At 53.8% G+C, this 13770-nt stretch carries 12 protein-coding genes; 9 read left to right on the top strand and 3 right to left on the bottom strand.

Features of this window, described 5'->3' with window-relative positions; genetic code table 11:
• The first annotated feature begins 102 nt into the window (after positions 1 to 102).
• The 5 genes from aqpZ (at position 103) to OGV80_RS22680 (ending at position 6453) form a co-directional block, all read left to right on the top strand.
• Positions 103 to 798, top strand: a complete 696-nt coding sequence (gene aqpZ, locus OGV80_RS22700) for an aquaporin Z (protein WP_043016901.1) — start codon at positions 103 to 105, stop codon at positions 796 to 798.
• Positions 799 to 941: 143 nt separating this feature from the next.
• Complete coding sequence (locus OGV80_RS22695; RefSeq protein ID WP_087052538.1) at positions 942 to 1841, top strand: LysO family transporter; 900 nt, start codon at positions 942 to 944, stop codon at positions 1839 to 1841.
• A gap of 156 nt (positions 1842 to 1997) precedes the next feature.
• Positions 1998 to 3650 carry a hydroxylamine reductase gene (gene hcp / locus OGV80_RS22690; protein ID WP_043016903.1) on the top strand — a complete coding sequence of 551 codons (1653 nt, stop codon included), beginning with the start codon at positions 1998 to 2000 and terminating at the stop codon, positions 3648 to 3650.
• A gap of 10 nt (positions 3651 to 3660) precedes the next feature.
• Positions 3661 to 4629 (top strand): NADH oxidoreductase, encoded by a 969-nt coding sequence (hcr, locus tag OGV80_RS22685; protein WP_043016904.1) that lies wholly within the window; start codon positions 3661 to 3663, stop codon positions 4627 to 4629.
• A gap of 201 nt (positions 4630 to 4830) precedes the next feature.
• Positions 4831 to 6453, top strand: a complete 1623-nt coding sequence (locus OGV80_RS22680; RefSeq protein ID WP_286515789.1) for an FAD-NAD(P)-binding protein — start codon at positions 4831 to 4833, stop codon at positions 6451 to 6453.
• Positions 6454 to 6523: 70 nt separating this feature from the next.
• On the opposite strand, the gene OGV80_RS22675 is transcribed toward OGV80_RS22680, so the two are convergent.
• Complete coding sequence (locus OGV80_RS22675) at positions 6524 to 6958, bottom strand: DoxX family protein (protein ID WP_043016906.1); 435 nt, start codon at positions 6956 to 6958, stop codon at positions 6524 to 6526.
• 152 nt (positions 6959 to 7110) lie between these two features.
• On the opposite strand from OGV80_RS22675, the gene poxB reads away from it, so the two are divergent.
• The 4 genes from poxB (at position 7111) to OGV80_RS22655 (ending at position 12538) form a co-directional block, all read left to right on the top strand.
• Positions 7111 to 8829, top strand: a complete 1719-nt coding sequence (gene poxB, locus OGV80_RS22670; RefSeq protein ID WP_286515788.1) for a ubiquinone-dependent pyruvate dehydrogenase — start codon at positions 7111 to 7113, stop codon at positions 8827 to 8829.
• Positions 8830 to 8984: 155 nt separating this feature from the next.
• Complete coding sequence (gene ltaE / locus OGV80_RS22665; protein ID WP_286515787.1) at positions 8985 to 9986, top strand: low-specificity L-threonine aldolase; 1002 nt, start codon at positions 8985 to 8987, stop codon at positions 9984 to 9986.
• Between the two features lie 10 nt (positions 9987 to 9996).
• On the top strand, positions 9997 to 11427 hold the full coding sequence (locus tag OGV80_RS22660) for an SDR family oxidoreductase (protein WP_286515786.1): 1431 nt from the start codon (positions 9997 to 9999) through the stop codon (positions 11425 to 11427).
• A 97-nt stretch (positions 11428 to 11524) separates the two neighbouring features.
• On the top strand, positions 11525 to 12538 hold the full coding sequence (locus OGV80_RS22655) for a 3-beta-hydroxysteroid dehydrogenase (protein WP_043016909.1): 1014 nt from the start codon (positions 11525 to 11527) through the stop codon (positions 12536 to 12538).
• On the opposite strand, the gene OGV80_RS22650 is transcribed toward OGV80_RS22655, so the two are convergent.
• Positions 12535 to 13365 carry an N-acetylmuramoyl-L-alanine amidase gene (locus tag OGV80_RS22650; RefSeq protein WP_220771481.1) on the bottom strand — a complete coding sequence of 277 codons (831 nt, stop codon included), beginning with the start codon at positions 13363 to 13365 and terminating at the stop codon, positions 12535 to 12537. The genes OGV80_RS22655 and OGV80_RS22650 overlap by 4 nt on opposite strands.
• Positions 13362 to 13685: a heavy metal-binding domain-containing protein gene (locus OGV80_RS22645; RefSeq protein ID WP_043016911.1), complete on the bottom strand. Its 324-nt coding sequence runs from the start codon at positions 13683 to 13685 to the stop codon at positions 13362 to 13364. Before OGV80_RS22645 ends, OGV80_RS22650 begins: the two co-directional genes overlap by 4 nt.
• Positions 13686 to 13770 lie beyond the last annotated feature (85 nt).

Raw genomic sequence — 13770 nt, 5'->3', positions numbered from 1 at the left:
TGATTTTTTTATCTAAAATACCCGCTCTTTCATCATCGTCCCTTTTTAGCGATGAATTACCGGGCAAGGAACACGAACCCGGAACTTTTAATTGAGGTGGTTATGTTCAGGAAATTAGCAGCCGAATTCTTCGGTACGTTTTGGCTCGTCTTTGGCGGGTGCGGTAGCGCAATACTGGCCGCAGCATTCCCGGAGTTGGGTATTGGATTTGCCGGTGTGGCCCTGGCGTTTGGTCTGACCGTACTGACCATGGCATTCGCCGTAGGTCATATTTCCGGTGGGCACTTTAACCCAGCGGTAACCTTCGGTTTATGGGCTGGCGGTCGCTTCCCGGCAAAAGACGTTATTGGTTATGTTATTGCTCAGGTTGTGGGCGGTATTGTTGCAGCAGCGGCGCTGTATCTTATTGCCAGCGGTAAAGCAGGTTTTGATGCCTCCGCCAGCGGTTTTGCCTCGAACGGCTTTGGTGAACATTCACCAGGCGGCTATTCCATGCTTTCTGCCGTAGTAATTGAAATTATTCTGACCGCTGGTTTCTTATTAGTGATCCACGGCGCAACTGATAAACATGCTCCGGCAGGTTTTGCCCCCATTGCGATTGGTCTGGCGTTAACCCTGATCCACTTGATCAGTATTCCGGTTACCAACACGTCGGTAAACCCGGCGCGTAGTACCGCAGTAGCCATCTTCCAGGGTGGCTGGGCGTTACAACAATTGTGGTTCTTCTGGGTTATGCCGATTATCGGTGGGGTTCTCGGCGGTCTTATTTACCGCACCCTGCTCGAAAAACGCGATTAATCGCTAACAAAAAGGCCTGGCGAAAGTCAGGTCTTTTTTTTCCTCTCTATATTTCCTTTTATTTGCAACTTTACTCCCCTCTTTGCATTGAGTAGTGTGTGCTGGCGCATTTCGTCTTACATCTCAGCAAGGATCGGGTTTTCATGTTTTCAGGGCTGTTAATCATTCTGGTTCCCCTTATTGTGGGCTACCTTATTCCGCTTCGGCACAGGGCTGCATTAAAAATAATCAATCGCCTGTTGAGCTGGATCGTCTACCTTATTCTCTTTTTTATGGGTATCAGTCTGGCGTTTCTGGATAATCTCGCCAGTAACCTGCTGGCCATTCTTCATTATTCTGCAGTCAGCGTGACGGTCATTTTGCTGTGTAATATCGCGGCGCTGTTCTGGCTGGAGCGTACGCTGCCCTGGCGACATAATCACAAGCAAGAAAAGCTCCCCTCACGAATAGCAATGGCGCTTGAGTCACTTCAGCTTTGCGGCGTCGTCGTCATCGGTTTTCTGCTCGGCCTCACCGGTCTTCCCATTCTGCAGCACGCCACCGAAGCCAGCGAATATACGTTAATCTTTTTACTGTTCCTGGTGGGGATCCAACTGCGCAACAGCGGTATGACCTTAAAGCAAATTGTGCTGAATCGCCGGGGGATGATTGTGGCGGTGGTGGTGGTCGCCAGTTCGATGCTGGCGGGGGTTATCAATGCGTTGATTCTCGGCCTGCCGCTGAAAACCGCGCTGGCGATGGCGTCAGGTTTTGGCTGGTATTCCCTGTCAGGTATTTTGTTGACCGAATCGTTCGGCCCGGTAATTGGGAGTGCCGCCTTCTTCAACGACCTGGCGCGCGAGCTGATCGCCATTATGTTGATTCCAGGACTGGTTGGCCGTAGCCGCTCTACCGCGTTGGGGCTATGTGGCGCGACATCAATGGATTTTACCCTGCCCGTACTACAACGCAGCGGCGGCCTGGAAATGGTCCCGGCAGCCATCGTTCACGGTTTTATTCTGAGTCTGTTGGTGCCTCTGCTGATGGCGTTTTTCTCCGCCTGAAACCCGAACAAATACCTCCCTGGCGGTAGTCAGCTACCGCCAAAATTGCGCTAAATCAATCTCCCTGCAAGTTGTAGCAGAAATCCCTTTTATCCCTTCGCGCACAGGCATAACCTTAAACATGTATATTAAATATAACTTTAAAAAGGTGTGACCATGTTTTGTGTGCAATGTGAACAAACCATCCGTACTCCGGCAGGAAACGGCTGCTCTTACGCGCAGGGTATGTGCGGTAAAACGGCTGAAACCTCCGATTTGCAGGATCTGCTGATTGCTTCCCTACAAGGTCTGTCTGCATGGGCTGTTAAAGCACGTGAATACGGCATCATCGACCATGAGGTTGATAACTTTGCGCCGCGTGCGTTCTTCTCCACGCTGACCAACGTAAACTTCGATTCCCCACGTATTGTTGGCTATGCCCGTGAAGCTATCGCCATGCGCGACGCCCTGAAAGCGCAATGCCTGAACATCGACGCGAATGCCGCGGTCGTCAACCCGATGGCCGATCTGCAACTGGTCAGCGACGATCTGGGCGACCTGCAACGTCAGGCCGCTGAATTTACCCCGAATAAAGACAAAGCAGCCATCGGCGAGAATATTCTCGGCCTGCGTCTGCTGTGCCTGTACGGCCTGAAAGGTGCGGCAGCTTACATGGAGCACGCGCACGTTCTTGGTCAGTACGACAACGACATCTATGCTCAGTACCACAAAATCATGGCGTGGCTGGGTACCTGGCCTTCTGATATGAACGCTCTGCTGGAGTGCTCAATGGAAATCGGCCAGATGAACTTCAAAGTGATGAGCATTCTGGACGCCGGTGAAACCACCAAATACGGTCACCCGACTCCGACTCAGGTCAACGTCAAAGCCACCGAAGGTAAGTGCATTCTGATCTCCGGTCACGACCTGAAAGATCTGTACAACCTGCTGGAGCAAACCGAAGGTACCGGCGTTAATGTCTATACCCACGGTGAAATGCTGCCGGCACACGGTTACCCGGAACTGCGTAAATTCAAACACCTGATCGGTAACTACGGCAGCGGCTGGCAGAATCAGCAGGTTGAATTCGCCCGCTTCCCTGGTCCAATCGTGATGACCTCTAACTGCATCATCGACCCAACCGTTGGCGCGTACGACGACCGTATCTGGACCCGTAGCATCGTCGGCTGGCCGGGCGTGAGCCATCTCGAAGGCGACAACTTCGGTCCGGTAATTGCTCAGGCACAGCAAATGGCGGGCTTCCCGTATAGCGAAATTCCGCACCTGATAACCGTAGGTTTTGGTCGTCAAACCCTGCTGGGCGCCGCGGATACCCTGATCGACCTGGTCAGCCGTGAAAAACTGCGTCACATCTTCCTGGTGGGCGGTTGTGACGGCGCACGTGGCGAACGTAACTACTTCACCGATTTCGCGACCAGCGTACCGGACGACTGCCTGATCCTGACCCTGGCGTGCGGTAAATACCGTTTCAACAAACTGGAGTTCGGCGATATCGAAGGTCTGCCGCGTCTGGTGGATGCCGGTCAGTGTAACGATGCATACTCGGCCATCATCCTGGCGGTAACCCTGGCTGAGAAACTGGGCTGTGGCGTGAACGATCTGCCATTGTCTCTGGTGCTCTCCTGGTTCGAACAGAAAGCGATTGTTATCCTGCTGACCCTGCTGTCTCTGGGCGTGAAAAATATCGTTACTGGCCCGACCGCGCCAGGCTTCTTCACACCGGACCTGCTGGCCGTGCTCAACGAGAAGTTCGGTCTGCGTTCCGTGACCACCGTTGAAGAAGACATGAAGCAATTGCTGAGCGCGTAAGGAGTAAAGAATGACAATGCCAACTCATCAGTGCCCATGGCGGATGCAGGTTCATCACATCCATCAGGAAACGCCGGATGTATGGACAATTTCGTTGCTGTGCCACGACTATTATCCATACCGCGCCGGGCAGTATGCACTGGTCAGCGTACGTAATTCAGCGGACACACTGCGTGCTTACACCATCTCTTCAACGCCGGGCGTTAGCGAATACATCACGCTGACCATCCGCCGAATTGACGATGGCGCAGGCTCACAGTGGCTGACCCGCGACGTGAAGCGCGGCGACTATATCTGGCTGTCTGATGCAATGGGTGAATTCACCTGTGAAGATAAAGCGGAAGACAAGTTCCTGATGCTGGCCGCCGGCTGCGGCGTTACGCCAATCATGTCAATGCGCCGCTGGTTGGCAAAATACCGCCCACAGGCTGATGTGCAGGTGATCTTCAACGTACGTTCTCCGCAAGATGTTATTTTTGCCGACGAATGGCGCGAGTATCCGGTGACATTAGTTGCTGAAAACAATGCCACTGAAGGTTTTGTTTCCGGCCGACTGACTACCGAACTGCTGCAAAGCGTTCCGGACCTCGCCTCACGCACCGTGATGACCTGTGGCCCGGCGCCGTACATGGATCTGGTCGAGAAAGAAGTCAAAGCGCTGGGCGTGACGCGCTTCTTTAAAGAGCAGTTCTTTACCCCGGTGGCTGAAGCCGCCACCAGCGGTCTGAAGTTCACTAAACTGCAGCCGGCGAAAGAGTTTTATGCGCCGGTGGGCAGTACGCTGCTGGAAGCGCTGGAAAGCAATAAAGTACCGGTTGTTGCCGCTTGCCGTGCAGGCGTTTGCGGCTGCTGTAAAACTAAAGTGGTTGACGGTAACTACACGGTAAGCAGCACCATGACGCTGACCGACGCAGAAATCGCTGAAGGTTATGTACTGGCGTGCTCCTGCCATCCGCAGAGTGACTTAGTGCTGGCGTAATCGCCTGATATCAGATGTACAAAAGGCTACCTGGCTATACCGGGTGGCCTTTTTTTATCCTGTCAGGCGCTGCAAAATTCTGATTTTTCCATCCCCAAGGGCAAAATAGCACCTTCCTCCCGCCAATTATCGACCACACTTACCCTGCACAACGTAAGCAATATCCCCGACTACCACGTCGAACTTTCTACAAGGATCCCCATGAAAAAAGTGGCCATTGTCGGCGTCGGTCCCACCGGTATTTATACGTTTTATGCCCTGGTTGAGCGTGGTGAACCGCTGGAGATACAGCTTTATGAGCAAGCTGAGGAAGCGGGCGTCGGCATGCCTTATAACAGCGACAACAACGCAGAACACATGTTGGCAAATATAGCCAGCATCGAGATCCCACCGATTTATATCAGCTATCTGACGTGGCTACAAAATCAAAGCGATGACTACCTGGCGCAGTTTCGAATTGAACGCACCTCTTTGCATGAGCGGCAATTTTTGCCCCGCGTGATCCTCGGCGACTATTATCGCGATCGTTTTTTAGCCATCGTCGATAACGCACAAAGAGCCGGTTTTACAATTCGCATATATGAATCAAGCCAGGTCACCGACCTGCAAGCAACGTCGAATGGGGTCTCCCTGTGGATCAACCGCGCGTCCGAACCCGTTGAGGTGGATTTCGCCGCTATCGCTACCGGTCATCTGTGGCCCGAAACGGATGCTCAGGCACGCAAGTTTTTCCCCAGTCCGTGGACCGGTCTGATGGACGCCGAGATTAGCGCTTGTAGGGTGGGGATTCTGGGCACATCGCTAAGCGCTATCGACGCAGCGATGGCCGTGGTCTGTCAGCATGGCACCTTTACGACCAATACCGACCATTCACTGCGGTTCACACGTAAACCTGACAGCCAAAATCTGAAACTGACCCTGATGTCGCGCAGCGGAGTGCTGCCTGAAGCTGATTTTTACTGTCCTCTTCCCTATGAACCGCTGAATATCGCGACGCCAGAAGCGATTGAAGACGCCATTGCCCGGGGCCAAAACGGATTGCTGGACCGCATCTTCCGCCTTATTGCTCGACAACTGCAAGATGCGGCGCCAGGGTGGTGCCAACAGATAACACTTGCGACGCTTAACGCCGACACATTCCCCGAAGTCTATTTTGCCGACAGGATCAGGCATGACCCTTTTGACTGGGCGAGACGTAATCTGGTGGAGGTTGAACGCAACAAGCAGGAACAACATACCGTCGCCTGGCGATATACCTTGCTGCGCCTGCACGAGGTTATCGAAGAGATAGTCCCTCATCTTGATGACTGCGACGAAAAACGTTTCAGGCGCGGACTGGCGCGCGTATTTATTGATAACTATGCGGCTATCCCGTCTGAGTCTGTCCGCCGACTGCTGGCGCTGCACGACGCCGGGCTGATAGAGATCCTCGCGCTCGGCTCAGATTATGAGCGTATGAATGAACAGGGAATGACGGTGATTTACCACCAGAGCCAGCGCCAGCGCCACGAATTTGATGTATTTATTGACGCCCGAGGACAACGGGCATTGCAGAGCAAAGATATCCCGTTCCCAACGCTACGCGATCAACTGCTGGCTTGTGGCGATGAGATCCCGGATATTGGCGAGGATTACACACTGCAAGCGCCGGAGTATGCCCGCAATCGCATCGCTTTTGGCGGGCTGCCGTGGTTGATGCACGATCGTCCGTTCATTCAGGGACTGGTGGTCAGCGCTGAAATAGGCTCCGCGATGGCCAAAGCATTGACGCAGCGAGCGCTGAGACGTCGGCACAAACTCTGGAACAGAGACGACATAGATTAGCTACACATTGAACGACGAGGCGGAGCAAGGCTACGCGTTCCCGCCTCTGTATTGATTCTCGGATGGCAAACTATCGCCAGGCTGAATTTCCGGCAAGGGAGAATCGCCCCGCCCCCAAAAACGCCACGGCCAGCGCGCCGATGAAGAAATACACCAGACTTTCAATCGCCCATGCACCGGTTTTATCCAGTAACCAGGTTTCGCCCATCCCAACCATCAGCCATGCCACAACCATCGTAAACGCCAGCCCCAACGCTGCAGGACGCGTCAGGATCCCAAGGATAATCAGACACGGCGCCACAACTTCTCCCAGCAGGACGCCATACGCAATAAAGCCCGGGAAACCTTTCGCTATCAGCATGCCGCTGATGCCATCAATACCCGCGAACAGTTTATGCAACCCATGAAAAAGCATCAGCCCACCCACGGCAAGGCGTAACAAAAACTTGCCAAAATCTTCATGAGTCAGTACCCGGTTAACGCTATTTAATAGTTTTATAACCATCTGAATTTATTCCTTGTTTCGCCATGTCCAATAACAAACTACGCTTAGTACAGGTCAAATGAAACCTGCCGGAAATAAGGGGGAATGAGAAGCATAACTATTATCTTCATCTAAACTTGTAACCGGTATCACATTAAAGGAGAAGGAAAACCATGAAACAAACGGTTGCCGCTTTTATTGCTAAAACACTCGAACAAGCTGGCGTAAAACGCATTTGGGGTGTAACGGGTGACTCACTCAATGGCCTAAGTGATAGTCTGAATCGTATGGGAACGATTGACTGGATGCCAACCCGTCATGAAGAGGTTGCTGCCTTCGCCGCAGGTGCTGAAGCGCAGTTAACGGGTGAATTGGCCGTCTGTGCAGGGTCGTGTGGGCCAGGCAACCTGCACCTGATTAATGGCCTGTTTGATTGCCACCGCAACCACGTTCCGGTGCTGGCCATTGCCGCACATATTCCATCCAGCGAGATAGGCAGCGGTTATTTCCAGGAGACCCACCCGCAAGAGTTGTTCCGCGAATGTAGCCATTATTGCGAGCTGGTTTCCAGCCCTGAACAGATCCCACAGGTGCTGGCAATTGCCATGCGTAAAGCGGTGCTCAACCGCGGTGTCTCTGTGGTGGTATTACCTGGCGATGTCGCGCTGAAGCCGGCCCCTGAGAGCGCCACCACGCACTGGTACCATGCGCCGCTGCCGGTGGTCACTCCGGAAGAGGAAGAGCTCAGAAAACTGGCGCAACTGCTGCGCTACTCCAGCAATATCGCTCTGATGTGCGGCAGCGGCTGCGCCGGTGCGCATAAAGAGCTGGTCGAGTTTGCGGCTAAAATCAAAGCGCCGATTGTGCACGCCCTGCGGGGTAAAGAGCATGTTGAATACGATAATCCGTACGACGTGGGCATGACCGGGCTAATTGGCTTTTCATCCGGCTTCCATACCATGATGAATGCCGACACGCTGATCCTGCTCGGCACCCAGTTCCCCTATCGCCCGTTCTATCCAACCGACGCCAAAATTATTCAGATTGATATCAATCCGGCGAGCATCGGCGCGCACAGTAAAGTTGATATGGCGCTGGTGGGCGAGATTAAATCCACCCTCCGCGCCCTGCTACCGCTGGTGGAAGAAAAAACAGAGCGGAAGTTTTTGGACAAAGCGCTGGAGCACTACCGTGAAGCGCGCAAGGGTCTGGATGATTTAGCTAAACCCAGCGATAAAGCCATTCACCCGCAGTATCTGGCACAGCAAATCAGCCACTTTGCCGCAGACGACGCCATCTTCACTTGCGACGTTGGCACGCCAACGGTGTGGGCGGCACGCTATCTGAAAATGAACGGCAAACGTCGCCTGCTCGGTTCGTTTAATCATGGTTCGATGGCCAATGCCATGCCGCAGGCACTCGGCGCCCAAGCGACCGAACCGGGACGCCAGGTTGTCGCAATGTGCGGGGACGGCGGATTTAGTATGCTGATGGGCGACTTTCTGTCGGTGGTCCAGATGAAGCTGCCGGTGAAGATTATCGTCTTTAACAACAGCGTACTGGGATTTGTGGCGATGGAGATGAAGGCTGGCGGTTATCTGACCGACGGCACGGAGCTGCACGATACCAACTTCGCGCGGATTGCCGAAGCCTGCGGTATTACGGGCATTCGTGTGGAGAAATCCTCAGAGGTTGATGAAGCGCTGCAAAGGGCAATGTCGATTGACGGCCCGGTGCTGGTCGATGTGGTTGTGGCGAAAGAAGAGTTAGCCATCCCGCCACAGATCAAACTCGAACAAGCGAAAGGTTTTAGCCTGTATATGTTGCGCGCAATCATCAGTGGACGCGGTGATGAAGTGATGGAACTGGCGAAAACTAACTGGCTCAGGTAAAACATCCTTATTAAATCACACACAAAATCATTCATGATGCATCAAGGCGGCTAGCCCGAAAATCCCCAGGAGCATAGGTAAACTATGTGACTGGGGTTTAAGGGTGCGGCCAACGCAGAGGCAGCTTGAAGGATGAAGTGTAATAAGGAGACACCATGATTGATTTACGCAGTGATACCGTCACCCGGCCAAGTCGCGCCATGCTGGAAGAGATGATGGCAGCCCCGGTCGGGGACGACGTGTACGGTGATGACCCTACCGTTAACGCTCTCCAGCAATACGCTGCAGAGCTCTCTGGCAAAGAAGCCGCTATTTTCCTACCCACCGGCACTCAGGCAAACCTGGTTGCGCTGCTCAGTCATTGCCAGCGCGGCGAAGAGTATATTGCCGGTCAGGGCGCACATAACTATCTCTATGAAGCGGGCGGCGCAGCGGTGCTTGGCAGCATTCAACCGCAACCCATCGACGCCGCCCCGGATGGTTCCCTGCCGTTAGACAAAGTGGCAGCGAAAATCAAAGCTGACGATATCCATTTTGCCCGCACCCGTCTGCTCAGTCTGGAAAACACCCACAACGGCAAAGTGCTTCCGCGCGAGTATCTGAAAGACGCCTGGGAATTCACCCGTGAGCGCAATCTTGCCCTACACGTCGACGGCGCGCGTATTTTTAACGCCATCGTCGCCTATGGCTGTGAGCTTAAAGACATCACGCAATACTGCGACTCGTTCACCATTTGTCTTTCCAAAGGTCTGGGAACGCCGGTAGGTTCGCTGCTGGTCGGCAGCCAGGACTACATCAAGCGCGCCATTCGCTGGCGCAAAATGACCGGTGGCGGAATGCGCCAGGCCGGTATTCTGGCGGCGGCGGGACTGTATGCGCTGAAAAATAACGTGGCGCGTTTGCAGGAAGACCATGACAACGCCGCCTGGATGGCAGAACAACTGCGCGAAGCAGGGGCAGACGTCATGCGCCACGACACCAACATGTTGTTTATTCGCGTTGGTGAAGGGCACGCTGCCGCGCTGGGTGAATACATGAAAGCGCAAGGCGTGCTGATTAACGCCTCCCCGATTGTGCGCCTGGTGATGCATCTGGACGTATCGCGTGAACAACTTGCTGAAGTCGTCGCCCACTGGCGCGCTTTTTTAACCCGCTAAGGAGATGGGCGTGCCGCAACGGATTTTGGTTCTTGGCGCCAGTGGCTACATTGGTCAGCATCTGGTTCAAGCGCTCAGCCAGCAAGGGCATCAGGTGCTGGCTGCGGCACGCCGCATTGAACGTCTGGAAAAGCAGCAACTGGCCAACGTCAGTTGCCATAAGGTCGATTTGAATTGGCCAGATAACCTCACCCCGCTGTTGACGGGTGTTGATACGGTTTACTATCTGGTTCATGGTATGGGTGAAGGCGGTGATTTTATCGCCCACGAACGCCATGTGGCGATGAACGTACGCGATGCGCTGCGTAATACGCCAGTTAAACAGCTTATTTTCCTGAGCTCATTACAGGCTCCCCGGCATGAACAGTCCGATCATTTGCGTGCGCGGCAAATAACCGCTGACACCCTGAGAGAGTCAGGCGTGCCAATGACGGAATTGCGCGCTGGCATTATCGTAGGGGCAGGTTCCGCCGCCTTTGAAGTGATGCGCGACATGGTCTATAACCTGCCGGTTCTCACCCCTCCGCGCTGGGTACGTTCGCGTACCACGCCCATCGCGCTGGAAAATTTGATGTACTATCTGGTGGCGCTGTTGGACCATCCCACAAGCCATCACCGCATACTCGAAGCTGCCGGGCCGCAGGTGTTGAGCTATCAGGAACAGTTCGAGCATTTTATGGCGGTCAGCGGTAAACATCGCCTGCTCATCCCCATCCCCTTTCCTACCCGCTGGATTTCGGTCTGGTTTTTAAACGTCATTACGTCAGTGCCGCCGACCACGGCCAAAGCGCTTATCCAGGGTTTAAAACACGATCTGCTGGCCGATGACACCGAATTACGCGCGCTGATCCCGCAAAAGTTGATTGCCTTTGATGACGCGGTACGCAGCACGTTGAAAGAAGAGGAGAAGCTGGTCAATTCCAGCGACTGGGGTTACGACGCGCAGGCGTTTGCCCGCTGGCGCCCTGAATATGGCTATTTTGCCAAACAGGCTGGCTTTAGCGTTGAAACCTTCGCCAGCAAAAAAGCGCTATGGCAGGTTGTGAATCGACTCGGCGGCAAAGAAGGCTATTTTTTTGGCAATATTTTGTGGAAGACGCGGGCGGCGTTAGACCTGCTGGTCGGCCATAAGCTGGCTAAAGGTCGACCAGAACACTCTCTGTTGCAGGTTGGCGATACCGTCGATAGCTGGAAAGTTATCATCGTTGAACCAGAAAAACAGCTGACGCTGCTGTTTGGGATGAAAGCGCCTGGTTTGGGTCGCCTGAGTTTCACCCTGGAAGATAAAGGCGATCACCGACGCATTGATGTACGTGCCTGGTGGCATCCGCACGGCATGCCAGGACTCTTCTACTGGCTGTTGATGATCCCAGCTCATCTGTTCATTTTCAGAGGGATGGCGAAGCATATTGCTAAACTTGCAGAACAAATCACAGACTAATGATAAAAAGAGCCTGTATTCTTTCATGTTTCCCATTGCATACAGGCGTATTTCACGGAAGAATGCGCACGATGTTTTTTAAACACAGTGGATTGATATGAAGGTACTGGTTACCGGAGCCACCAGCGGCTTGGGCCGAAACGCGGTTGAGTTTCTATGCAGCAAAGGCGTCAGCGTCAGAGCTACCGGTCGCAATGAAGCGATGGGCAAGCTGCTGGAGAAAATGGGCGCAGAGTTTGTACATGCCGATTTGACCGAGCTGGTGTCTTCACAGGCAAAAGTGATGCTTGCCGGCATCGACACGCTGTGGCACTGCTCCAGTTTTACCTCACCGTGGGGAACTCAGGAAGCCTTCGATCTGGCCAACGTTCGAGCGACCCGACGTCTGGGCGAGTGGGCCGTGGCCTGGGGCGTACGTAACTTCATTCATATCTCCTCTCCATCGCTCTATTTTGATTATCACCACCATCGCGATATCAAAGAAGATTTCCGTCCACATCGCTTCGCCAATGAATTCGCCCGCAGCAAAGCGGCAGGCGAAGAGGTAATTGCGCTGCTCGCGCAGGCTAACCCGCAGACCCGCTTCACGGTATTGCGCCCACAAAGTCTGTTCGGACCTCACGATAAAGTCTTTATTCCACGCCTGGCCCATATGATGTATCACTACGGCAGCATCCTGCTGCCGCACGGCGGAAGCGCGCTGGTGGATATGACCTACTACGAGAATGCAGTGCACGCGATGTGGCTGGCCAGTCAACAAGCCTGCGATAAGCTGCCGTCGGGACGCGCGTACAACATTACCAACGGCGAGCATCGCACCCTGCGCAGCATTGTGCAGAAACTTATCGACGAGCTGAATATTGATTGCCGTATCCGCTCCGTGCCCTACCCGATGCTGGATATGATTGCCCGCAGCATGGAGCGTTTAGGCAATAAATCGGCGAAAGAGCCAAAGCTTACGCATTACGGCGTCTCGAAGCTGAATTTTGATTTTACGCTGGATACTTCCCGCGCTCAGGAAGAGTTGGGTTATCAGCCCGTTGTGACGCTGGATGCAGGAATTGAGCGTACCGCGGCCTGGCTGCGTGACCACGGTAAGCTGCCGCGTTAACCCTGCCCGTATTTCTCCAGTAACGCTTCGGCAATTGCCTGAGTTTCTGCATCCGCCACGCCGTTCCACAACGTCGGGCGGAAGTGCATCTGAAACGCCATAATCACCCGCTGCTGTTCACGCGGCGTCATATCAGGTTTTACTTCATAACCGTAGCGCGACAGCAGATCGAGTAATGATGCGGTTTCTACCGGCGTATGGGGCGCTCGTCCGGCAAGATAAAATGCCACGCGCTGGGTATCCGGCCACGCGCCGATGCCCTGAGCGGCCAGTGCTTTCCACGGAAATAGCGGGCCGGGATCGTCCTTGCGCTGCGGAGCGACGTCCGCATGGGCCACCACATTCTGCGGTTTTATGTCGTAGCGGGCGATAATATCTTTCACCAATGGGATTAACGCCTGAATTTGCGCGGGCTCAAACGGCGCAAAATACTTGCTGCCCGCTGATTTTTGCCAGCCGCGGTTTTCCAGCTCAATGCCGATCGAAGTATCGTTGATACGCGTAGCGCCGCGCCAGAAGCTAATCCCTGCATGCCAGGCCAGATCTTTTTCCGGGACCAGTTGCCAGATACGCGGCTTGCCGTGGTAGAGCGGCGGCACTGCCGGGATCAGATAGTGTGAACTGACGTTTTTATCGGTCAGCGTAGCCAGAGAAGCGTCGAAATCATCCGCCGTGTAATGGATAACTAGCACTTTAATGCGCGGGTAAGCAGCCTGCGCCTGACGGCGGGTATCTAACTGATACCCGTCTTTGTCGACTATTCCTTTTTCGCCAGCACACCCCACCAGCAGTAGCGTTAATGCCAGCAAATACAACAGACGTTTCATCGACGAGTTTTCACCGCGGTGCCGCTGACGCTCACCATCAGCATGCTACCGTCCTTGCCCACCGTTTCGTAATCGATATCGATACCGACTACCGCATCAGCACCGAGTGCTTTCGCCTGTTCACCAAGCTCCTGAAAAGCAATTTCACGCGCTTTACGCAGCTCTTTTTCATACGCGCCGGAGCGACCGCCGACAATATCGCGAATGCCGGCGAAAAAATCGCGGAAGATATTCGCGCCTAAAATGGCTTCGCCAGTAACAACACCGCAGTATTCCACGATGCTCTGTCCTTCCAGCATAGGGGTTGTCGAAAACTGCATGATTAATCTCCTTTTTGCGCTAAGAGCACGATCTCAAAAGCATTATCGAACCGATCCACTATCATTGAAAGGATATATTCTATCA

Source organism: Citrobacter sp. Ce119, from assembly GCF_030334525.1.
GTDB lineage: Bacteria > Pseudomonadota > Gammaproteobacteria > Enterobacterales > Enterobacteriaceae > Citrobacter > Citrobacter europaeus.
The sequence above is the reverse complement of the archived record's forward strand: the minus strand, read 5'-3'. Positions and strand labels throughout refer to the sequence as shown.